We start from the raw sequence: 23,527 nt of genomic DNA, 5'->3' as shown, positions 1-23,527 counted from the left end.
TATTCATGCTAAAAATGTAATTAAAGACATCGTTGAGCATTAGTAGGGCTAGGTATGCTTGGTTTGACGGAAATGATTGATGTTGATCGAGAAGATATTCCTGTTACAGCGATTATCACGCATATTGTCCGAAAAGGTCGCGAACAAGGATATGAAGAATGGTTTCATGGTATTGCTGCTGCCGCCAGTATGTTTCACGGACATCAAGGCGTGAGTGCCATTTGTCCCCAAGATCGGTTTCATCCTGAGTATGTGGTAATTCTTAAGTTTGATCAGTATCGCAACCTCAAAAACTGGCTAGAGTCAGATGTAAGAAAGGAATGGATCGAGCGGTTACAACCTTTGATCGAAAAACCTGAACACATTAAAACCCTTACTGGTCTGGAGACTTGGTTTGCTTTACCTAATCAAAAAAGTCCACCACCCCGTTACAAAATGGCGATCGTGACTTGGTTTGCAGTGTTTTCCGTGATTTCTATTGTTAGCCCTTTACTTGCTCCCATTCTCACCAAACTACCTTCCATTCTTCCTCAACTTATTACCACAGGAATAGTCGTTCTTATTCTCACTTATCTGGTTATGCCTTACCTGACAAAGCTACTCAAAGGATGGCTTTATCCTAAAAGATAAGGCATTGGACAAGTATAGCTATAGCCACTCAGGTCAGGATATAAAACCCAGTAGAGAGTTGCGGCGCGAAGCGCCGCAACTCTCTACTGGGTTTTGTTTTGAGGTAATTTTTGAATAACGTTTGGGTGCGTTACATTGCATTAGCGAACCCTACAAGATCAGCGATCGCACTCGTTTAGGCGTTATATCTCTGTCAACCAGTAAAACTGATAACCTTGCAGAACAATGCTCTCATCAAGTTGAGTGGGCTTTTTACCGCTATATAAATCGATAAACTGACTATAGGCGCTAAAACCCTTATTACTTAATACTGACAAGTCTAAATATTGCAGATTTACATCAAAATTGGCAAGTACTAGCACTTTCTCCGATGGGCGCTGATGATCGAACCGAATAAAACCGAGCAAGTGTTCATTTTCTAGGTGGAGCAATTCACGATTATTAAAATCGGCAAATGCAGAGATTTCTTTGCGAATAGAAATCATTTTTTTCATGGCAGTGAAGATCGCATATTGCTCTGTTCCTTGTTTTTTGCGTAATTCCGCTTTTTCCCAGTCAATTTTGGGACGGTGAACCCAGCGATTATCATTACACTTACTAGGATCTTCACTAAAGCTGTAATCATTCAGTACACCGATCGCATCACCGTTATAAATCAAAGGAATTCCGCCAAAGGATAAAATAATTCCATGCAATAAGAGAATTCTATTAATAGCATCAGAAATTAAGGTTTTGTCTTCCGACTCCAATGCAGATTCTAGACCAACTAGAGAAGCCAATGACCCACAGATGCGACCATCACCTGTAGCTTCATTATGCATGAATTCTAATCCCCTAGCAGAACCGTCAAACTTACCGCTAAAGTAATCAACTAAAAAGCGTCTGTGGGAAGCAGGTTCGTAACCCGCTAAGCGAATATCGTTATCGTCAAAACCGAACCCAATGTCATCATGACAACGTACATAATTTAGCCAAGTCGCTCGTTCCAATTTATTTGGCAAGCTTTTGATACCTTGACTAAGAAGTTTCGTGTTTTTGGTGGCAACTGCATCCCAGAGTAGAGCCATCAAAGTGGCGTTATAGGCAATTTCGCATTCTTTAGCTGCGATCGCATCTTCGCCAAAATACTTAATTACTTCCACGGGAGCAACGATCGCTTCAGCAATAAATAACACTCCTGGAGCAGAAACTTGGCAACAGTCTTTCATTAACTGCAAAATCAGATGTGCCTTGCGCTCATTTTGGCAAGAAGTGCCAATCTTTTTCCACAAAAAGGCTACCGCATCGAGGCGCAACACATCCACGCCCTGATTTGCCCAAAACAGAATAATATCCAGCATTTCAATGAATACAGTGGGATTGCTGTAATTCAAATCCCATTGATAATCATGGAAAACTGTCATCACCCATTTTCCCATTTCAGGATTCCAAGTAAAATTCCCTGGATCAGTTGCAGGAAAAACTTCTGGCATACTCTGCTCAAACATATCAGGGACTTCTCGACCTTCAAAAATATAGTAATAGTCTTGAAAACGACTATCGCCCTTCATGGCTTGCCTTGCCCATTCATGTTCATCGGAAGTATGATTGAGAACAATATCCAGAACCAGCAAAATATCTCGCTTGCGGAAATCTTCGGCAATAAGACGAACATCTTCCAAATCGCCCACACTCTCATCAATTTGGCGAAAATCACTGACCGCATAGCCACCATCGCTTTTACCATCAGGGCATTTCAAAATCGGCATAATATGCACCATATTGATGCCCAATTCTTGAAAATAACTGCTTTTGCTGACTAGATCGCTGAGGTTATCAGCAAATCCATTGGAATAGAGCGCCATTCCCACCCATTTTTGGGACAAAAACCAGTTGTGGTCTTTTTCTCGCTGAATATCCAAACGCTCTAATTCTGGAGAGCGATCGATGTAGCCTTTCGCCATAGTTTCCACGAGGCGCAACATTTGCAATTTAAAATCATCACGATGACCATACAGCGTATAGAAAAGCGAATGGATTGCGTAGAAATTTGCGCCGAGACGGGTATAAAAGTGGCGCAAATCTTGACGGCGAATTTCAGGCTTTAAATCGTCAAGGATAGAATTTAAAAGTGAGTGAGAAATTTGTTCGTACATTAGATTTTCCGAAAATATATTTTATCTAAAACCACAAGATTTCCCCAATTCTGAGGGATAGAGCAAAAATTAAAGAAATTGCGTAGCAATAGTAAATTAAATAACTTAGATCTCCCATTTCACCTTATTAGGAGCATTCATAACTAACCTACTAGTGTTTCTATTTTGCAAAGACTAAGAATCTAAGACTAATAAAAACCAATGCTCCCAAAATTTGTAATGCGGCAATAGGGATACCATATTTAGCAAATTTACTAAAAGAAATCGGTTTTCCATGAATTTCAGAAATCCCTGCGCCAACGATATTTGCAGAGGCTCCTACAATAGTTGCATTACCACCTAAAGTTGCCCCAAACATCATGGCGTAGAAAAGCGGTAAAACCTCAGCGGGAAGTTGTCTGTCAAAGCCTGGAATCAGAATCAAGGGTGGCGCTAGATCGACATTTACAAAATATTCCTTCATCATCGGAACCATTGCTACCACAAGGGGAATATTTGGAATAACACTAGAAATCACAGCCATAGCTATCAAAATAACTATCGTTCCTAGCGCAATATTTGTTCCTAAGGCTGATGCCAATAAATTAGAAGCCTGAGAAATTAAACCTGTTTTTTGTAATCCTCCAATCAAAACGAAAGTTGACATAAAAAACAGCAACGTACTCCAATCGACATCTTTTAAAACCTTGTTAATGGGATCAATACCGTTATGGTGAGAAAGAAATAGCGATAAACCTGCACCCATTAGGGCAACTGCCCCAGGGGAGACTGGTGTTGGCAAGGATTCGCCAATCACGAATAGGACTAAAACAAATACAGAAATTACGCCGCCGATAATTAACGTCCTAGGATGATTGATCACAGGTATCTCAATCTGATCGCTAACTTCTATATTCTTTCGCCAGATTGTGCCAAACAAAAATGGCAAAGTACATACAATGATTGCAATAGAGATAAATCCGCCAAAACTTAATCGGGTAAGGTAGTCAGCAAAACTAAGATTGATACCATTGCCGACAATAAATGTTGCAGGATCACCCACTAGTGTTAAGAGTCCCGCACTATTCGATACCATTACCATTAAAATTATTAATGGCACAAAATTTACGCCTATAATTTTTGCCAAAGGTGGAATCATCGGAGCCAAGAGCATTACGGTTGTGGCATTCGGCAGTACTGCACATACAAGCGACGTAATCCCCACGATCGCTAGTAGTAGCCGACTACCTTTACCTTTAGAAATCAGCACGATCTGCACAGCTAAGTAATCAAATACTTTTGTCGGCTCAAATGCTCGCACCATAACCATTACGCCAAATAGCAAACTGATAGTGGCATAACTTTTACTGATATACCTTGTTGCCTCTTCTAAGCTCAGGATTCTAGCAGCGACTAGTAATAGCGCTCCCAAAAAAGCGGCGATCGTTAAATGGACTCTCTCAGTGACAATTAGAATAATTACTACTACAAAGGTCACTCCTGTAAAAATAGCTTGCCAATTGTCCATGAGTAATAATTTTGATTATTGTTATTTAATTGAATTGAAGTAGAACTTAGCCTTGAGAGCAATGTAATTGAGATTACACCCTCTGACAAGAAGGCATTCTAGCTTAATAAATGCAAAAAACTAAGAAAAGATGTGATTTTTCCGAGTATGAGCAATAACAGTAGGCGACCTAGCTAGAAATAGAATGGATTATGTTGATGTCAGTTTCGGTTAGAACAAAAAGTCCCTGACATTTATTACTTGTACTTGCTATATCCATTGTTTTGTGTCTGGATAATAATGAACAATTCCTTCTAAAATCCCTGCGCTGTAGTTCCCATTCATGCCCAAAAAACCACCCTTGGCTAAATGCAAACAGTTTGTATTCCCATGTTCCTTTGCTTGTATTTGAGACTGTTTAATAATGTCCTCATGGGCATTTGCCACTAAAACAGAATGCACAGGGCTAATCAATAATGGCATATCATTGCCACTGTCACCCGCAAAAAACGTGTTGTTGTAATCAAAACCCAGTTGCTTCATCAAAAATTCCACGGCATGAAATTTAGTTGCCTTGGCTGGCAATATGTCCAATAAGCCGATCGCTTTGGCTTCATCAACGCTATAAATCAAACTTGCAGCAATATTTTGTTCTTCAAGTCGAAGTTTGATGTACTGCTGTAAAGCATCTTTTTCGATATCTAAGGGCAGATAATAACTGAGCTTAAAACGGTTTTGTTGATCTGGCTCTTGCAAAATCAAATGCGAGATTTCGGTTAAATCCACAAACAATGGCTCTAAGTCCACAGCATTTAAACCTTTCCAATCGACCGCAATCTCCTGCGTCCAGCTTTGCCAAGATTTCCAGCGATCGCCATCGCGTTGATAAATCGTGCTACCAACATCACCAATGACCCAATGAGGTGTTGGTAAATCATATTCTTGAATTGCTTCTTGGACTAAAGAGAGATTTCTACCACTCACATATACCAAACATACTTCTGGACGGCTTACCAAACGCTTAAATATTGACCGCGCTTCAGGGGATTCTGGTTGCTTCCCATTTGGTAATAAGGTGCGATCGAGGTCAGTACAAATCAATAATTTTTGCATAAGTTATGGTTGAATGAGCTTAACAATTTTTTGAGAAGGTATTACCTGCTAAAGGTAGGGAATCTCTCTACAAGTTAAAGAAATCATAATGAGCGATCGCTTCTAAAATTCCTCCAGCATGAGCTTTATCCGCAAAATAAACGTGATCGCTATCGTTCAATGCTAATAACTCCTCACGATGACGATTATCGACGACTACACCCAAAGTATTGCCGCGCAGCATATCTTCATCGCCACCCGATCCACCATTTACCAAAACCTGCTCTAACGGAATATTCCATTGTCTAGCAACATATCGCAAAGCCAGCCCTTTGGAAGCTCTTGCAGGTACAAAATCCAGATACTGACCAAAGGAAAGGGTTGCATTCACAGACAATTCCTGTTGACGTAACAGTGTCAAAATCTCCTCCATTGACGGTGCAACGTTGGCATCGTAGTAATAGGAAACTTTAAACCGACTTTGCTGTTCCTTTGGTTGCAGTGTTATCCCTGATAATGGAGCGATAATGCGGTGTAGTACTTTTGGTGTCCATAAACGATCGATATGGTAATTCCAAGCAACATCAGCAGTAAATCGAGGTGGATAGTAAATTTCTGTGCCTAAACTAGTGATGAGAACATCTGGCATGGGAATCCCATTGGTTCTCAAAATCTTGAGAACTGAATCTAAGCGGCGACCTGTGGCGATTCCAAATAAAAACTTCCGATGTTGTTGGCGGATAAGTTGAGTAAATTGCGCCAATGCTTCCGCATCCCCCAACAGGGTATTGTCGATCGCAGTGAAAATCGCACGTTTGCGGTACCGACCTGCCTTTGGTGATAATGTTGGCTTAGGTAAGGGTTCCTGCTGCAATACGAGAGGTTGAAGTTTCTGGATATAAGTGTGAGCATGGGCATCCCATGAATAGAATTTCGCAACATTTTTTAAGCCATTTTCGGAAAATTTCTGCCAAAGGGTAGCATCTTCGAGGATTTGCAATAATGCTTCAGCGATCGCATCTCCATTTAGCGGATCAACTAATAAACCGTTATGGCAATTGCCAATAATATCTACTGGCCCCCCATTTTCGGTAGCAACTAAGGGCAATCCACTCGCCGCTGCTTCCAATAGAGTTAATCCAAAAGGCTCAGTTAAAGCAGGATTCACAAAAACACCTTTGGAACTAGCCGCTAATCGATAGATATCCGCAACTTCACTTGAGATATGATGTTTCGGTAGAGCCACCAGCCCATAGAGATCATAGCAATCCATCACTAACAATAGTTCAGTTAGAACATTTTGCGCCCCTTCATTTAATTCTCGAATATCCTCTCGATTACCCGCCACAATCACTAAATTAGCTAATTCTTGCAAGCGAGGCGATCGCCCGTAGGCTTCTAAAAGTGTCACGATATTTTTGCGTTCATCAGGACGAGATAGAGCCAGAATAATTGGCTTGTCAGGATTATTCAGAAACTTTGTCAAAACCTCCTTGAAGGCGATCGCTTCATCAGTCTCAGTCGGTGGATAAAATTGCTCTAAATCGGTTCCTGGGGGAATAATCGCCATTTTTTCTGGCGTGTAATAGTCATACAACTCATACTGATCTTCGATTTCATTACGAGTGCTAGTAATCACTAAATCAGCATTACTTAACGTATCTTCTTCCGCACTCACCCTCTGGAGCATGTGATAGCGATCTTCGATCTGTTCGAGCGTCATCCCTGAGGCAAGCAATCTTCGCAATTTATCCCGTCCTAAAGAATGACCTGTATGGATTAGTGGTAAACCCGTTAAATGAGAAAGACGCACGCCCACATATCCCGCATCAGCGTAATGACTGTGGATAATGTCAGGTAAACGAGGCTGTTCGAGTAACCAAGCAAATAGGCGATCGGTAAAGCTATCAAGATGACTCCATAATTCTTCTTTGGGAATATAGGCTTCAGGCCCCGCCTCAATCCGAACAATCTGGACATTCTCTGCTAAGGCTTCAGTCACTGCACTATAGTCAGGATCTACAGCATCGTCAATGATCAGCCTTGTAACCAAATCAACGCGCTCTACATTCGACTGTTTGGCGAGAGCTTTAGCTAATTCCACAACATATTTTGTTTGCCCTCCAGTATCTGCGTCTCGACCTAATTCTAGATTATGACCTCTGATCAATCCATGAATGCTGATAAGCAGAATATACAATGGCTTGTTCTCGGTGTTGTTGAACATAATTCGTCAACCTAAATATAAACTACAACAGAATTGGATGATTCTCCAAATAACGGTAAACTATAGCTATAAAAATCTAAAATATTATCTACAAGTTTCTAGTTTAGAATATCTATTCAAAAATATTTGCAAATTCCGAAATAACTTCCCAAATATCTTCCTAATGGACGACTGAATTTCAATTAGAATCTGAACAAACTAAAAATTTAGAACTCACAAAACCTTCAATACCATTTTCATCAACTATCTTAGTTCAATTACCTTCAAATCCTTTGTAGGTAATAATAGTATCTGTTTGTAAAGAGCCAATTTTTGGGGAAGACTAACTAGGGGATTGACGAATATTCAAGTTTGAGCCTTCTAATGTTTTGACACACATCTTACAATTAAACGCTAAATTGCCATCGAAACTTGCTCTTGAATCTTTAGTCTTCACCCATCTTGTCAATCCTCCTGCTAGACTAATTTTTGACAAGTGGTCGATTCTATCAGAGACTTGAAAAAGAACTTCAGTACCAAAAGGAATAAGTTTAATGATCTCAGTACCACGATCATCAGCATGGTAATTTGGCTGTTTAAGAATCTCTGCTCCACCTTCATCGATTCTAATGACTCTGAGAGAGTTTTCACAGATATTCTTCGGCACATTCTCTAGACAAGTTCCTTCACTAGCATTAACTAATGGTGCAACCCTAGAATCTTAAATCTTGAGACTGATGAAACAAACATCAATCAGCGATCGCAATACAGCAAAATACACAATTGATCGCCGCGATCGCCTAGAAATGAGATGGTATTGACTTCAGCACTCTAAGCTACTACATCAGTTCTCTTCCTCCTAGTTCGACAAGGCTTGCCAAAGTAATTAGACAGCATTGGCATATTGAAAATCGCTTACATTGGGTAAAAGATGTCATTTTCAATGAAGATGAGAATAAGCAAAGAGCAGGTAAAACACCAATTAACCTCTCGATTATTAGAACTTGGGTACTTTCTATATTTAGAAATAATGGCTTTGAGTCAATTAAAGGCGCTATTGACTATTTTGCCCATAATTTACCCGCAATGTTATCTTTAATTGCTTAAAGTCTCTCTACCTATTTCTTGAAATAGCCCTGCCGCTACGCGGGTGGTGCAATATTTGGGGCTTATTTGCCTAATTTAGCTTGTATATCGCTCAAGTGGATACCTGTCAAATTTGGAAGAACAATATGAGCAGTCCCATTAAACCGATCGCTATGTTCTTTAGGCGCAAGCCCGATCGCCCACATGCCTGCGGCGATCGCTGCCGCAACTCCCGCAGGCGCATCTTCCACGACAACGCATTTAGTAGGAGGAATGCCGATCTGATTAGCAGCAAAGAGAAATAGATCGGGGGCTGGCTTGGGCTTTTCCACACTATAGCCATCCGCGATCGCATCCACTAGATCGGCTATGCCTAACTTAGCGATTACGGGTCGAGCATTCTTACTGGCGGAGGCGATCGCAATTTTTATTCCCAATTGTCTGAGTTCTTTTAATAGTTCAATTACTCCTGACAAAACATCTTGGGGAGTAGTATCTTCGATTGATTCCACATAGTAGCGATTTTTGCGATCCATCATTTCTTGGAGAGCCGCTTCGGAATAATGGCGATCGCCGACAATCAGCATCAGCGATTCTCTTCTTGCCACCCCACGCAGGGCTTCATTTGCCTTGCGATCGAAGGGGAGCTTTTCTTCGTCAGCTAGTTTCTGCCAAGCCCGATAGTGGAATTCGGCAGTGTCTGTCAAAACTCCATCAAGATCGAAGATGAAACCTTGAATGTCAGGTGCTTGACCAAGTGTGGATGCTAAATCGAAACTATACCAAGTGTTATGCCATTGCAGTTTAAATTTGAGATAAGTCCAAGAGACAGGAAGGTGCGGATTTGCCACAGGTTTATTATCCTTCAGTTGAATACCGCCAAATCCAAAAACTACAGCTTGCCAGACACCACCTGCGGAAGCCGCATGAATGCCATCTGGGGTATTACCGCGATTATCTTCGAGATCGACCATGGCGGCTCGTAAAAAGTGATGATATGCCTCGGATGCGGAACCTACATTAGCGGCAACGATCGCGTGAATGGCGGAAGTAAGGGATGAGCCATAGGTGCTGTCAGTGCGAGGAGCATAGTAGTTCCAATTCTTTTGCAGCGAGTCATGGCGATCGCTGAATTCGTCACGCATCAGGTAGAGGAGCATCAACACATCAGGTTGCTTGAGGACTTGGCTCTCGTTAGTTGCGTCCATGCCAAGAACTGCTTGGATTGAGCGATCGCGAGGTTCGTAGGTGCTTAAATCAATATCTTTAAGTTGAAAGAATCCATCACATTGTTCAATTACTGCTGTTTCTTGATTATAGGAAATATAGATTTGGGTGATCGCTTCTTTCCATTTCAGTGATTGATCTGATGTAAGTTGTAGCTTTTGAAATAAGTCAGTAGCATGATCAGGAAATTCCTGCTGTAACCAATCATGGACTGCTACCGCCTTTTCTAAATGCCACTGCACCATTCTATTGGTAAAAGTATTGTTATTCACCTGCTCGTGGTATTCATCGGCTCCGATTACTCCACAGATTTCATAGCGTTCAAGATTGGCATTCCATTCCAATCGGCTCATCCAAAATATTGCCGTATCGAGAATGATTTCCGCTCCATAATCTCTCAGCCAGATAGCGTCACCCGTAGCTTGCCAATATTGCCAGACAGCATACACAATGTCGGCGCTAATATGAATTTCGCGATCGCGACACCAGATTCTTACGGCTTTGGCATAGGGATCGTTGGGCATAGACCAAAGAGGGGTTACTTCATCACCTGTTGCCGCGCTTTCCCAAGAAAACATCGCGCCTTTATAGCCACTATCAGATGCCTTACGTCTTGCGCCATTGAGGGTACGATAGCGATAGGTTAACAAATTGCGGGCGCTCGCGGGTTGAGTGAAGGTAAAAAATGGCAGAATAAAAATTTCTGTATCCCAAAAAATGTGACCTCGATAGCCTAGTCCTGATAGGGTTTTCGCAGGAATGCTGACGCGATCGTTATGGGGAGATGCGGCGATCAACAGTTGGAATAGGTTATAGCGAACTGCTAACTGTGCCTGGACATTGCCACCAATCTGGATGTCACTATGTTCCCAAATCGAGACCCATGCTTGCCGATGTGATTCTAGGAGAGTTGCATAGGATGGAAGTCCTGCCAATTTATCTTGAGCTGCTTGAACGGGATGCTCTGTTTCCTGCGATGTAAACAGGGTCACGAGCTTCTCAATGTTGATGGTTTGTCCCTTGACGACATTAAAAGTAGCGATCGCTGTGGGATATCCTGGGGTATTTGTCATTTGCAAATTTGCCTCGACATCAATCACGGTAAGCTTTGCCGCCATACCCAGTTCAATTCGCGAACCACGAGTCCGTACCTGTAGCCAAATTCCTTCGCTATCGGATGGGCGATCGCTTTCCTTTTCAATTTTGCCTTGATCTAATTGCTCCCAATGATTAAAACCCTGATTGTCAGAATAGCCATTGATACTGGCTTGCACCTCAATCTTTCCCTTAAAATCAATGGCTGTAATTTGGCAGCACAAGCCCAATACTTGAGGATCGGCAAAGCTAGCAAATCTTTCAAACCGTAAGTCTATGGTATTTCCCTTGGGGCTACGCCAACGTAGCGATCGCGTCAGCAACCCACAACGCAAGTCAAGCTGACGTTCATAACTGATAATTTCGCCGCGATCGAGCCGAAATCGCTCACCATTCACAATCACTTGCAATGAGAGCCAATCAGGACAATTAACTAGTTCCGTATAAACCACAGGCACATCATCATAGACTCCATGCACCAAGGTAGTTGGCACAGCATGGGGATAGCCCTCCTCAAAGCTGCCTCGCGTCCCCAAATACCCATTGCCAATGGTAAATACGGTTTCTCTAGAATGCAATTGTTCGGGATCGAATTGAGATTCGGTCAAAGTCCAATCTGTATAAATCAAATCTGCATAAATCAAATCAGGGGAGCTTGGAGTTTTCATTTTATCGCCGCATATGTTCTGCTAAAATCTGCTCGGCTCTGGGTTTATAGAGCAAATAGAAGAGGGCTTCTAAATAACGTTGCCGTGCTTCACGGTTGTCTGAGTAGATACAGTCCCAAAAGCTGTAAATCTTCGCTAGCAGTAGGAGCTTTTGGGTATGATGTTGCCAGTTATATTGCTCTTGAATGCGTTGAATAGCGAGAGTAGAAAGCTGAGACCAGTATTCGCGATCGCTTTGACATTGACTGAGAAATTGTAAAATCTTTTTGGCTGTTCCATCTAAATCGATGGGGTTGATATGAAAGCCATTGATGCCATCTTGAATAATTTCTAAGGAGCCGCCAAATTCAGTAGCAAAGGTGGGTAACCCAGAAACCATCGCTTCAAGAATGGTGCGCCCAAAAGACTCAAACTTAGCAAAATGTACGAAGACTCCTTGGCGATCGGCGATCGCCCGATAAACTTCTCCGATATCGCTATTGGAAAAACGTACACCTAACCAGCGAATATTCCCATGCAAATTGTATTGATAAATCAGACTATGCAGTTTAGCTAGTTCATTGGCGGCATCGGAGTTGGTGACATCGGCAACTTCTAAGGCATCCGTAACTAAAATTAAGTTGCATTCTTTCTGCAACTCTGGACTACGCCCAAAACACTCTACTAGGCCAGTTAGATTTTTAATCGTAGCGATCGTTGCCACAGCAAGGATTGGGCGTAGATCTGGTTGGGACAGATGACCCAAAATATGCGCGTTTTCCTGATTAAAGAGTAACGATTGAATGCGGGTACGCTGTTCGAGATCGCGATTTTCGATTTGATCATAAGGAAAGAATATTTGCTCATTCACTCCAGGCGGTACGCGATTGAATCTGGGGCTGAACAGGTCAATACCATTAGTGACATGATACAAATTTGGCATCGTAAAGCATTGATAGGAATCATACTGACCTACACTTTCTGGGGTTCCCATAATTTCTTGATAGGATGAGGTGATGATGAAGTCAGCCGCATTCATGCCAATTAGCTCAGCCGTAAATTGGGATGAAAAATGATACTGGGAATCTAAATCCTGCCAATAAAGGTTACTGAATAGATGCTTCGGTTTTTCTAGGGAATGGGCAATTTGGCAATGGATGGCGTTGAGACGATTAGCTAATAGCGCTGCGACCAAATTTCCATCGCTGTAGTGACCAATGATTAAATTTGGTTTGCCGCCTAGTTTGTCAATTAGTTCCCTTTCTGCATCCACCGCAAAACTTTCAAGATAGGGCCAAATCTCAGACTTGGGAATCCAATTATCGGTTATGGCTGGATTGAATTTTTGAAAGGGTACGCGCAGAAACCAAGCATTGTCAGTGCCTTCAATCTTTTCCCAAGTAAGATCGCATTGTGTTCCCATGCAATGCGGAATTAGGCGCGTGAGAACGATCACTTGAGGATGAATATCTAACAAGTCCAGTCCCGCTTGTTGAATATTCATATGCAGTTGTTTCTCGATACTGCGGGCTTGCTCCAGCACATAGGCAGCTTGGCTGCGGGTTTCTGGTAGTCCCAAGGTACTCTCTTGACCTATCCAGCCATGAATAGAGATAGATACTACGCGAAAAATTGCAGGAACTCGTGATACAAAGGCATCCAAAATCGCAGGTTCGGGATCTTCAAGTAAATGATTGAGTAGTTCCATCGTTTCGCGGGCACGCCCAACTGTATTTCCCCACCCTGGTTCAAAGCCAAGGGCTTGGAGATCGAGATGAACTTTTGCATAGGGAAGATCGGCAGCCTCCTCACTTAAAAGCTTGAGCGCGAGCTTTACCTGTTTTGCTAGTTCGATCCCTGACTCAATTTGAGTATTGATCAGTAGCTGCATTCTGTCATGCTCAAGTATATGCAGAGCCATAAACAGCGCCTCTAACCAGTGTGGGAAAGCGCTCATGAGCTTGTTGCATAGGTAGTTGCTAAGAAACGTTAGTCCCTGCCCCATATTTCGCGGATCGCTAATGCGTGGAGAGCCTTGATAGAAAGGTTTAAAGTCAATATTGAGAATATGCGGCTGTTCTCGATCAACTTGGCGATCGCGCAGATTTAGGAGTTCGTGAATGTCCATCTGGGTCTCTTTGGTGAGATCTGCGGTTAGCTTCCACACTTGTTGGCTGCCAATCCAAGCACGAAGAACTAACCAAACACTCTTCTCATTTAAGTTGTTATCTAATTTCTCATCTAAAATTAGTTCGTGGATGTAGTTGATCAACTGCCTTAAAGAAGAACTGTGATAGGTTTGAATGGGCTGTGGTAATTGTTCGCAAAGCTCCGTAAATGATTGGAGAATCTCATTCCGTAGGAAATAGCGTTTTCCAGTGCCGCGTAAATTTGCAACTAGCTGCTGTAGAGTATTTCTCTCGTCGCTATCTAAAATTGCTTGGATTAGTTTATGCATATCCTAATTCCATAATTGGCGATCGCTCTAACTTAGTTTCTCTACTGTAGCTCTCTTTTCGTGGGCGACGGGAAAATATTCATGCAGGTTCGTAAAGCTTTAAGACGTTGTGATACAAGTCATTCAACTCATACAATGCCTATACATTTCCTCAAATTTAGGACTTGCGCAGAATTTGATAGCGCCCTAAAGAGGTTAGTCCTTCAAATATATCTATCTCTTTAGGTCAATATTTGAGGATTACTCATGCAAAGTATACGTTCTAAGACGTTCTGCAACACTATCTCCATCATACATATGTAATCCTATTGGAAATCGAGATGCTAAATACATTTTTGAATTTTGGAGTAAGCCTTATATAAGAAACCATTTAAGAATTACTTTCTGCGGTCAAAAGCTCCAAGAGATCCCCCTCAATCCCCCTTAAAAAGGGGGAGGTATTAAATTCTCCCCCCTTTTTAAGGGGGGCTGGGGGGGATCTAGATCAATTCTTAAATGGTTTCTAAGCTAATACACCAAAGGCTGAGTTTGATTTTCTAAAACTACAAATAATTTAAGGAGACTTAAACCATGAAGGCAATCAATATTGGCTTAACCGACACACAACGCCAAGGCGTAATCGATTTACTCAATCAAGATTTGTCGGACAGCTATTTGCTGCTTGTCAAAACCAAAAAATATCATTGGGATGTAGTTGGGCCACAATTCATGACCTTGCATAAACTATGGCAAGAGCACTATGAAGCGCTTACAATCAATGTTGATGCGATCGCTGAACGAGTCAGGACATTGGGCGGCTATCCAGTCGGAACGATGGAAGGATTTCTGAAAATCTGTTCTCTCAAAGAACATGCTGGCAAGGTTCCCACCGCAACGGGTATGGTGTCACAATTGCTAGAGGATCATGAACAGATTGTGCGAAATTTGCGTGATCATATTGAGCAAAGTAGCAACAAGTTTAAAGATGACGGAACCGCCGACTTTCTCACTGGTTTGATGGAGCAGCATGAACAAACTGCGTGGATGCTACGCTCTTTCATTGAAGGCGAAGCTGTGGAATCCAATGGTACAAAACCAGAGATGAATAAGAAAATGGTAGGAGTATAATCGAGAAGTGGCGCTTTGCGCCACTTCTCGACTTTTTTGATTTACAAAAAAAGGTTAGATAATGTTTAAACGATCTTCTAAGTTATTTGTGGCAATATTGGCGATCGCTACAACATTCTTAATGCTCTATTTACAACCTCTAGGAGCGAATTCTATTCTGTCCGATTCAGTAACTACACCTCAGCCTGAATTGATTGCCACTGCTGCCACTGCTCCTTATCTAGAAACCGCTATTTTGGGAGGCAAACCGATTAGTGTGATGTATATAACTCGTGATGGTGATACGGTTTTAATGCGTTGCTATCCAGGCTATCAGCCGAGTATGAAGGTTCGGGCGATGGGTAGCAACCCTGATGCAAACACTCAAAAAGAAGGAGTTGTAACCTGTCAAACTACTTCAACAAAATGAGAAAAGTTTCATGATTACCGTTCACCATTTAAATAACTCTCGCTCCCAACGGGTGCTTTGGCTACTAGAAGAACTTGGACTGCCATACGAAATCAAGCGCTACGAACGTGATCCCAAAACTATGTTGGCTCCCGCATCTCTACGGAAGATCCATCCACTCGGCAAATCACCTGTGATTACTGATGGCGAACTGACTCTTGCCGAATCTGGAGCCATTATCGAGTATCTAGTCGATCGCTATGGCAACGGACGCTTGAGACCTGCTCTAGACACACCAGAACATCTGCGTTACACCTACTGGTTGCATTACGCCGAAGGTTCTGCTATGCCACCGCTATTACTTAAGCTTATCTTCGATCAAATCGAGAAGAGTCCAATGCTCTTTTTTGTGCGCCCGATTGCTCGGTCAATCACCAATCGCGTCAAAAGCTCGTTTATTGAACCTCAGATTGCACAGCACTTAGATTATATGGAAGCAGAGATTGGAAGAAATACATGGTTTGCTGGGAACGAATTTACCGCAGCCGATATCCAAATCAGTTTTCCACTGGAGGCAGCAGTAGCAAGGGCTGGACTGAACGCAAGTCGCCCAAAACTTATGACATTCTTGAATCGCATCCACAGCCGTCCTGCGTACAAAAAAGCATTAGAGCGTGGTGGTAAATACGATCTTTTGAGTTGAAGTTTGGGATATGCCTATGAACAATTTTTTGAATGAATAAAATCTTGTGGCTGAATTTGCCAGCTTAATCGTAAGCTGTAGGACTTTGAGAGAGCGATTAACAAATGAAGCGATCGCAAATAAATATTTAAATCAACAGGAGAATATATATGCAAGACCAACTATCAAATTTATTATCAGGTGCAGATTCAGCCGACGATGCTGAGAATGATGCCTATCGAGCTGAAGTAAATGGCGATGAAGCCGTTGGCGGTAGTACCGCAGTTCCTAGTCAAAATGACACGGAAGAATTGGCGGAAGCGGTGGGAATTGTGGTAGATGATAATACTCCCATTGATACCGAAGAAATGCTCCTAAAGCGCGATCGCGATCGCTGGGAATTAGATTCTGCATCGGCTGATGATAATTAATTCAGGTTGAACGCAGTTTCGGCTTTATTTAATCCTTGAAATTTATTATAAAACCTTTCATCCAGCGCTTCATCTGTGAAATTAGGTAGTTGTTATTGACTTAACAACAACAGGCAATCTACTCCGATTGAAACTCGGCATCTATAAACTCGCTTCGCGAGAAATCGCAATCTCAAATAATTATATATCTGACAAAACAAAATGAGATTCATTCAAGTTTGGCGATTCATCACCCTGATGCTGGCTGCGTTTAGTCTTAGTTTGTCGATGACACATTTGCTAGAATTACCGCAAAGAATGCAGTTTGACCAACAACTTTGGATCAGAGTGACAGTTATTGAAAATATTTATCGGTTGTTTGGTACAGTCGGTGCATTCTTGGAAATTGCCGCTATTTTGACTGCAAGTATTCTCGTATTTCTAGTTCGTAAGCATGGTTCAACATTCTACTGGACATTGGGGGGAGCAATGCTCTTAGCGATCGCATTTGTGAGTTGGATGATATTTATCGCGCCAATAAATGCGGAATTCGCTAAATGGTTGACCACTCCCATTCCATCAACTTGGATACAGTATCGCGATCAATGGGAATATGCCCATGCAGCTAATGCCTTGCTCAAGATCATCGGACTAAGCTTTCTTGTAATCTCTATACTTGTAGAAATACCAAAAAAGCGAGCGGTTTAATGGAAGATACGTTGTTTAATAAAGTGTTTCGGGACAACGAAGGCAAAATTGTTCTAGCGCAGATGCCAAACTTACCTCTCATCGTTTGGATTGTAGCTAGTTTATTAAAGCTAATTTTTACAACAGGTAAAATCAGTATTGGATTGGAAGTACTAGCTTTTGGCTCTTTGTTTACTTGGGCTTGGGAAGAATTATTTCAAGGCGTTAATTACTTTCGCAGAGCATTAGGGATTTTAGTCCTTGTTAGTTTAATTGCCTCGAAAATTTAGTGAATTAGATGACGATCGCATCGCCATCTAATTTTCACGCACAAATAGTAAAGGAATAACTGCAAATAAACGAAGAATTGCGGAAATGAAAAACACACCAAAAATCCCTTCATAATGGGCATATTGAGCCAAACCACCGCCTAAGGTTGCGCCTAAGGCACTACTGATACCTGCGATCGCAGAGACGATCGCAAAAAAAGTTGCATTATGTTCTAGCGGTGCAATACCAATCTGGATATTATTATTCCCTAAATCAATCGCCGCCCAAGTTCCTCCTAAAAATAGATGGAAGATACTCAGATATAGCCATAATTGTTCTCGCACTTGAGATATACCAGTCAGCAACCAAAATAAAGGTGTGAATGAGATCGCGATACCCACAAATATTAAGAGAGGACGATTGCCAAAGCGATCGCTCAATCTTCCCCATACCAATAGCATCAACATATTTGCACCACTGGAGAGACTACTAAATAGAGTTACCCATGTGATATCAACACCGAGATTCTCTAACATATAGAGATTAAAAAATGGCGTACTGAGATTAACAGCAAATCCCCAAAAAGCAACATAGACTAGAAAAGTGATCAGATTGCGATCTTGAAACGGTGCGATGAGATTATTAAATAGATTTCCTTGATGATGTTCTTCTTCCTTTTTCAGTTCAGATTGACATTCTACTTGAAGAGCAGTTCGATGTTTTTGAGGATTAATATCAATCATAAAGTGTTGGCAGGTCAGGCTTGCCACACCTGCGACAATACCCCCACTCAGTACCAGACCATATCCAGTAATGCTCCCACCTTGCCAATTAGAGATTATAAAACTAGCGATCGGTAAACAGAGTAAACCTGTAACATTACTAATGATGCTACGCGCACTATAGTATCGCCCCCGCAATTTTTTGGGAACTAATGTTGCGAGCCAACTCATCCAAGAAGCACTTCCCATCGCCCCTAAAATATTGGAAGTGATCACCAAAGTTAATGTCAAATAGACTAGTTCACTAGAAAGATTATCATCTGTACCTTTTAGAATAATACCGATGAGTAAAATTAACCAAAGCAGTCGCGACGGCAAAAAAATCCAGATTCCATAGTCATGACGACTATGAGAACGGTTAGATAATAATGCACCTAAAGGCTGCAAGAGATTTGCTAACATTGGCAAAGAAGCTACCATCCCAATTTCAAAGGGACTCGCACCTAAATCTATCAAAAAACTACTAAGTAAAACACCACCTGTGATATTACTAAAAATTGTTGATAAACTGCCATCAATACTTGATGCACGGAGGCTAGTACGAACGGATACCTTTATTTCTTTTTCTTTTTCAGCATATGTTTCGATGATCAAAATAAACCTAGATATTGGATGAATTGGATTGACAATGACCTTACTGAAAAAATCTCAAAAAACTTTGGTCAAAAATGAACTTTCTCATCAATGGAGAGTGCGATCGCGCCTGATTTTATCGATTCTCGTTGCTGTAATTGTTGCAGTTTTATTGCCTCATTGGTTTAGCCTATCCACACGCATTCTCTGTATATGGAATGCAGGAATGATTAGTTTTTTATTAGCAACTTGGATATTAATGATCCAAGCAAAAGCAAAAACAATGCGTCGCAACGCTCAAAGTCAAGATGAAGGACGACTGGTGATTTTGAGCTTAATTACGGCGGCGGCTTGTGCCAGTATATTAGCGATCGCGATTATTTTGAGAGAAGCCAAAGGGCAAGATATAAATATTGTAATTCCTCATGTAATTCTTGCGGTGATTACGATTATTGGTTCATGGTTACTTGTCCACACAATTTTTGCGATGCACTATGCACACGAATATTATCAAGATCATCAAATATATTGTGATACTAAAGCAGGGGGTCTAGATTTTCCTGAAGATATTGAGCCAGACTATTGGGATTTTCTATATTTCTCGTTTGTAATTGGGATGACTAGCCAAGTTTCTGATGTGCAGATTACCTCGCGATCGCTAAGGAGATTATCTTTGTTGCATGGTATTATTTCTTTTTTCTTTAACACTGCTATTGTAGCAATGAGTATTAACATTATTGCTGGCTTAATTCAGTGATTTATTAGCTTTCTATTGTAATGATTTGTAGGGTTTTAGTACAAATTATACAATTTATACAATGTACAAACATAATTTCAAATAATAGGTTTATTCCTTATAGATGTCGCCCAGTATAATTGGGCATAAAGCCCAAGAATTGATTGGTGGAGCTTCTCCACTGCCAATTAATTATTGGGCTTTGATATAGTTAAAAACTAACCTGATATCTTTTGATAAAGGTTTATATCATATTCAATCAATTCAATCAGGAAATCAATCGATCGCCTGTCATAGTAACTCCATAAGCCAGAGTTGTTAATTCATCTCTAGTAAATATTCTCAAATTAAGGAGTAAACCATGAGTTTAGAAAATAGAGCTAAAGCTGTTGCTAAAAATGTTGAAGGCAAAGTTCAAGAAACAGTCGGTGATTTGACTGGAAATAAAAAAGATCAGATGCAGGGCAATGCCAAACAAGTTGAGGCAAATGTGCGTAATGCTGCTGAAGATGTCAAAGATAAAGTCAAAAAAGCTGTTGACTAATTTGTTGAGTAGGGGCAATTCATGAATTGCCCCTACTACGATGAAATGTGGAACTCAAGACATTTCTGCGTAATTCTAAGTTTAAAACCATTACACCCTGATTGTTTTCTATGCCTAAAGCAAAATTGACAGACAACGAGATTACAACTGCGATCGCAAAACTACCTGAGTGGAAAGTGGTTGATGGAAAGTTAAATAGAGCTTTCAAGTTTGATAGCTTTGTTGATGCTTTTACCTTTATGACTAAGGTTGCTTTTGCTGCCGATAAAATGGATCATCATCCTGAATTGTTCAATGTCTACAATCGTGTTGTAATCGATCTGGCTACCCATGATGTAGATGGAATTAGCAATCTAGATATTGAGCTAGCTAAAAAGATTGACGCTCTATAGTATATGAGCTATCTCTATCCATTCGTAAATAATTTAGACTTAAATAGAACATGAAAAATCATACCCAAGATAAATTTAAGCTGGATGGGAAAATTATTGGCACGATCCATAAAGGATCTGAATTCCCTCAGTCTCCCGATCGCCCCGATCCCATTGGGAGACTAAATACCAACATCACCTTTGAAGGAATAGTAATCGAAAATTCCAATAAAGTAGTTTTTAGAATTACTGAGGTGAATGATTACGGAAATAAGCAGATTGAGCAGATCAGAGAGAGAGGAACGCAAGCAATTACCGTAGGTCAGATTTTTTCTGTTGATGAACTAACTGGATGGGATATTAAACCTATTTAAATTGAGAGAATTTGGTATGGCGTTAAAACATAAAAATGCGATTGGGATATTTCCCGATCGCCAAATTCTTGAGTCTGCGATCTCGCAACTTAGAGAGTCTGAATTTCCAATGAATAAAGTTTCGGTAGTTGTTGAGCATCTTAATTCAGAAGACACAACTATAGGAGGTTTAATAGAGCCAGTAGTGCAGTCTGAGAGACAGTTTGCACGCGATCGCACGAGCACTCAAATCGGACATGGCGCTTTAGACGCTGGTGCTTTGGGAAGCGTTGTCGGTGGTGTCGTTGCAGGACTCTCAACCCTAGCATTTCCCGCTGGCGGAGGTGCAGTCTTATTAGTGGGAATGGCAACGGGAGCCTTTTATGGTGCTTTATCAGGTGGATTGCTAGGAGGTGCGATCGGCGCTGGTATTTCCGAAGAACAGTCTAAACATTACAGCGATCTTTTGGCGCAAGGAAATTATTTAGTAGCAATCGAGGGCACTGATACTGAAATTGATCGCGCTGCGTTGATTCTGAAGAATGAAAACATTCAAGATTGGATAACTTTTGATAAGTTCTAACATTAGGTTCTGATGTTGTGCAGATCGAAGTAATTCTTAAATGTTTGCTTAAATACTTGTTTTAGGATTTCTCAAAGAAAACGGAGTGGCAATTCATGAGTTGCCACTCCGTTTCCGTCGTTTGCGTAAATCGTAAATGTGCTATTTTTAAGAAGAGGTTACGGGAAAAAATTGATGATTGCTAATCTTCAAAAGCAGTTCTTCTCACCTGAAGAATATCTGACATGGGAAGCAGAACAACAAGTTCGTCATGAATATATTGATGGTGAAGTTTATGCGATGGCTGGCGGAACTATTGCTCACAACGACATAGCTTTGAATGCTTACAATGCACTCCGAGGGCATTTAAAAGCGATAGGCTGCCGCATTAATGTTGCTGATGTTAAGGTGCAAGTTAGCAATGCAAAAGCCTATTTCTATCCTGATGTGGTAGTCATTTGTAATGAACAAGATCGGCGATCGCGTCAAGTTATTTCCTTTCCAAAACTGATTATAGAAGTTTTATCACCAAGTACAGCAGGTTTCGATCGCGGAGATAAGTTTAAATACTACCGCCGTTTTCCTACTTTGCTAGAGTATGTCTTGATTGATGCTGAGAAAATTAGCATTGATGTTTATCGTCGAGGGAATGCTGGTAAATGGGAATTAACTAGCTATCCAGAGGATTTTGCCGAAACTGCTAATCCTGATTTTTTTGAGTTAACTAGTATTAATTTTCAATGCTCCTTATCGCTAATTTATGAAGATGTAGAATTATCCGCAATACCAGAATTAGAAAGCCTTTTGTAGTATTTTTACCAGCAAACTTATGAAATTTACCGCTTTAAACGATCGCCTGCATAACTATCTTTTGTCTGTTACCTTAAGAGAGCATCCTCTCCTCAAGGAACTACGTCACGAAACTGCGAACCATGCTAGAGGCAATATGCAGATTGCTCCAGAGCAGGGTCAGTTAATGGCTTTATTGATTCAATTGATTGGGGCTAAGAAGACCTTAGAGGTGGGCGTATTTACGGGTTATAGTTCTCTTTCCGTTGCTCTCGCATTACCTGAAGATGGGAAAGTAATTGCCTGTGATGTTAGCGAAGAATATACCAGCATTGCCAGACGCTATTGGCAAAAAGCAGAAGTTGCTCATAAAATCGATTTGCATATCGCGCCTGCGATTCAGACCCTCGATCGCTTACTTGCCGAGGGTCAAGTAAACACCTTTGATTTTGCCTTCATTGATGCGGATAAAGAGAATTATGATGGCTACTACGAGCGATCGCTACAGTTGGTGAGGAAAGGTGGCTTAGTTGCGATCGATAATGTCTTGTGGAACGGACGAGTGATCGATCCAGAGTTTCAAGATACTGATACTTTAGCAATTCGCGCCCTCAATGAGAAGTTACATCAAGATCAACGAATTTCTCTATCGCTATTGCCTGTCTCCGATGGTTTGACTCTTGCTTTAAAGCATTAGATCTCAACAAAATAAGCGATCGCCTTTTGCTGTCATTAAGTGCGATCGCCATATACAGTTTCATGGTTTTCGTATTTCCGATTCTTTCTGCTTCTATTTTTAACGTGATGTGTAACCAAAAGATCGCGTTGATATATGTAACTAAAAGTATCTTTTTGTATCTTTATTGCTCTAAATGAATAGTGCCTAAGAAATTCTAGCTAATCTACCTATTTAGTGCGATCTCCAATATTGTAGGTTGGGTTGAGGTAACGAAACCCAATATTGCCTTTATTTCTTACCTTAATATTTCCTCGCTAATAAAATCGGAGTTCTCACTTCGTCAGAGAGAGATTGCAGTGACTCGACAATGAGGTTATCATTTCTCATAGTTGGGTTGCTTTCCTTAACCTAACTATGAGTGCGCTCGCTGATCTTGTAGGTTGCTGTGTTTGCTGGCTAGACATTATCACAAACGTCTGTGTTATCTGGGGTTTCTGTTGCAATAAGTAACTATTTAACTGGACTTACATTA

Annotated in this window: 23 protein-coding genes; 15 read left to right on the top strand and 8 right to left on the bottom strand. The window is 41.1% G+C overall.

Features of this window, described 5'->3' with window-relative positions:
* The first annotated feature begins 54 nt into the window (after positions 1 to 54).
* Positions 55 to 630, top strand: coding sequence for an antibiotic biosynthesis monooxygenase (locus CQ839_RS00205; RefSeq protein ID WP_103666275.1), 576 nt, complete (start codon positions 55 to 57; stop codon positions 628 to 630).
* A 182-nt stretch (positions 631 to 812) separates the two neighbouring features.
* Here the strand turns inward: CQ839_RS00205 and CQ839_RS00200 are convergent, their stop codons facing one another.
* From CQ839_RS00200 to CQ839_RS00180, 5 genes are all read right to left on the bottom strand, one after another.
* Complete coding sequence (locus CQ839_RS00200; RefSeq protein WP_103666274.1) at positions 813 to 2,765, bottom strand: amylosucrase; 1,953 nt, start codon at positions 2,763 to 2,765, stop codon at positions 813 to 815.
* 160 nt (positions 2,766 to 2,925) lie between these two features.
* On the bottom strand, positions 2,926 to 4,272 hold the full coding sequence (locus CQ839_RS00195; RefSeq protein ID WP_103666273.1) for an ArsB/NhaD family transporter: 1,347 nt from the start codon (positions 4,270 to 4,272) through the stop codon (positions 2,926 to 2,928).
* A gap of 249 nt (positions 4,273 to 4,521) precedes the next feature.
* Positions 4,522 to 5,364 carry an HAD-IIB family hydrolase gene (locus CQ839_RS00190; RefSeq protein ID WP_103666272.1) on the bottom strand — a complete coding sequence of 281 codons (843 nt, stop codon included), beginning with the start codon at positions 5,362 to 5,364 and terminating at the stop codon, positions 4,522 to 4,524.
* A 67-nt stretch (positions 5,365 to 5,431) separates the two neighbouring features.
* Positions 5,432 to 7,570, bottom strand: coding sequence for an HAD-IIB family hydrolase (locus tag CQ839_RS00185; RefSeq protein ID WP_103666271.1), 2,139 nt, complete (start codon positions 7,568 to 7,570; stop codon positions 5,432 to 5,434).
* Between the two features lie 322 nt (positions 7,571 to 7,892).
* Positions 7,893 to 8,216, bottom strand: coding sequence for a hypothetical protein (locus CQ839_RS00180; RefSeq protein WP_103666270.1), 324 nt, complete (start codon positions 8,214 to 8,216; stop codon positions 7,893 to 7,895).
* 149 nt (positions 8,217 to 8,365) lie between these two features.
* On the opposite strand from CQ839_RS00180, the gene CQ839_RS25930 reads away from it, so the two are divergent.
* Positions 8,366 to 8,656, top strand: coding sequence for an ISAs1 family transposase (locus CQ839_RS25930; RefSeq protein ID WP_146048680.1), 291 nt, complete (start codon positions 8,366 to 8,368; stop codon positions 8,654 to 8,656).
* 62 nt (positions 8,657 to 8,718) lie between these two features.
* Here the strand turns inward: CQ839_RS25930 and pgmB are convergent, their stop codons facing one another.
* Positions 8,719 to 11,625: a beta-phosphoglucomutase gene (gene pgmB, locus CQ839_RS00175; RefSeq protein ID WP_103666269.1), complete on the bottom strand. Its 2,907-nt coding sequence runs from the start codon at positions 11,623 to 11,625 to the stop codon at positions 8,719 to 8,721.
* 1 nt (position 11,626) lies between these two features.
* A complete protein-coding gene (locus tag CQ839_RS00170) occupies positions 11,627 to 14,062 on the bottom strand; it encodes a sucrose synthase (RefSeq protein WP_103666268.1) in 2,436 nt (811 codons plus the stop codon).
* Between the two features lie 570 nt (positions 14,063 to 14,632).
* Here CQ839_RS00170 and CQ839_RS00165 point away from each other — a divergent pair.
* The 6 genes from CQ839_RS00165 to CQ839_RS00140 all read left to right on the top strand — a co-directional run bounded on the left by CQ839_RS00165 (position 14,633) and on the right by CQ839_RS00140 (position 17,626).
* Positions 14,633 to 15,169, top strand: coding sequence for a Dps family protein (locus tag CQ839_RS00165; RefSeq protein ID WP_103666267.1), 537 nt, complete (start codon positions 14,633 to 14,635; stop codon positions 15,167 to 15,169).
* A 61-nt stretch (positions 15,170 to 15,230) separates the two neighbouring features.
* Positions 15,231 to 15,578, top strand: coding sequence for a hypothetical protein (locus tag CQ839_RS00160; protein ID WP_103666266.1), 348 nt, complete (start codon positions 15,231 to 15,233; stop codon positions 15,576 to 15,578).
* A 10-nt stretch (positions 15,579 to 15,588) separates the two neighbouring features.
* Positions 15,589 to 16,260, top strand: coding sequence for a glutathione S-transferase (locus CQ839_RS00155; RefSeq protein ID WP_103666265.1), 672 nt, complete (start codon positions 15,589 to 15,591; stop codon positions 16,258 to 16,260).
* Between the two features lie 149 nt (positions 16,261 to 16,409).
* On the top strand, positions 16,410 to 16,670 hold the full coding sequence (locus CQ839_RS00150; RefSeq protein ID WP_103666264.1) for a DUF6335 family protein: 261 nt from the start codon (positions 16,410 to 16,412) through the stop codon (positions 16,668 to 16,670).
* A 201-nt stretch (positions 16,671 to 16,871) separates the two neighbouring features.
* The gene (locus tag CQ839_RS00145; RefSeq protein WP_103666263.1) at positions 16,872 to 17,357 is read left to right on the top strand and encodes a hypothetical protein; all 486 of its coding nucleotides are present in this window, start codon (positions 16,872 to 16,874) and stop codon (positions 17,355 to 17,357) included.
* Entirely contained in the window at positions 17,357 to 17,626 is a 270-nt protein-coding gene (locus tag CQ839_RS00140) for a hypothetical protein (protein WP_103666262.1), read from the top strand. Before CQ839_RS00145 ends, CQ839_RS00140 begins: the two co-directional genes overlap by 1 nt.
* A 27-nt stretch (positions 17,627 to 17,653) precedes the next feature.
* Here the strand turns inward: CQ839_RS00140 and CQ839_RS00135 are convergent, their stop codons facing one another.
* On the bottom strand, positions 17,654 to 18,982 hold the full coding sequence (locus CQ839_RS00135) for an MFS transporter (protein ID WP_103666261.1): 1,329 nt from the start codon (positions 18,980 to 18,982) through the stop codon (positions 17,654 to 17,656).
* 34 nt (positions 18,983 to 19,016) lie between these two features.
* Between CQ839_RS00135 and CQ839_RS00130 the strand changes: the two genes are divergently transcribed.
* From CQ839_RS00130 to CQ839_RS00100, 7 genes are all read left to right on the top strand, one after another.
* Positions 19,017 to 19,718 (top strand): DUF1345 domain-containing protein, encoded by a 702-nt coding sequence (locus CQ839_RS00130; RefSeq protein ID WP_103666260.1) that lies wholly within the window; start codon positions 19,017 to 19,019, stop codon positions 19,716 to 19,718.
* A 340-nt stretch (positions 19,719 to 20,058) separates the two neighbouring features.
* A complete protein-coding gene (locus CQ839_RS00125) occupies positions 20,059 to 20,241 on the top strand; it encodes a CsbD family protein (protein WP_103666259.1) in 183 nt (60 codons plus the stop codon).
* A gap of 110 nt (positions 20,242 to 20,351) precedes the next feature.
* Positions 20,352 to 20,633 carry a 4a-hydroxytetrahydrobiopterin dehydratase gene (locus CQ839_RS00120; RefSeq protein WP_103666258.1) on the top strand — a complete coding sequence of 94 codons (282 nt, stop codon included), beginning with the start codon at positions 20,352 to 20,354 and terminating at the stop codon, positions 20,631 to 20,633.
* Positions 20,634 to 20,683: 50 nt separating this feature from the next.
* Complete coding sequence (locus tag CQ839_RS00115; RefSeq protein ID WP_103666257.1) at positions 20,684 to 20,986, top strand: hypothetical protein; 303 nt, start codon at positions 20,684 to 20,686, stop codon at positions 20,984 to 20,986.
* 16 nt (positions 20,987 to 21,002) lie between these two features.
* Entirely contained in the window at positions 21,003 to 21,548 is a 546-nt protein-coding gene (locus CQ839_RS00110; protein ID WP_103666256.1) for a DUF1269 domain-containing protein, read from the top strand.
* A gap of 174 nt (positions 21,549 to 21,722) precedes the next feature.
* Positions 21,723 to 22,337: a Uma2 family endonuclease gene (locus tag CQ839_RS00105; protein WP_103666255.1), complete on the top strand. Its 615-nt coding sequence runs from the start codon at positions 21,723 to 21,725 to the stop codon at positions 22,335 to 22,337.
* Positions 22,338 to 22,356: 19 nt separating this feature from the next.
* Positions 22,357 to 23,013, top strand: a complete 657-nt coding sequence (locus CQ839_RS00100; RefSeq protein WP_103666254.1) for a class I SAM-dependent methyltransferase — start codon at positions 22,357 to 22,359, stop codon at positions 23,011 to 23,013.
* Positions 23,014 to 23,527: the final 514 nt, after the last annotated feature.

The organism is Pseudanabaena sp. BC1403 (assembly GCF_002914585.1).
Classification (GTDB): Bacteria; Cyanobacteriota; Cyanobacteriia; order Pseudanabaenales; family Pseudanabaenaceae; genus Pseudanabaena.
The sequence above is the reverse complement of the archived record's forward strand: the minus strand, read 5'-3'. Positions and strand labels throughout refer to the sequence as shown.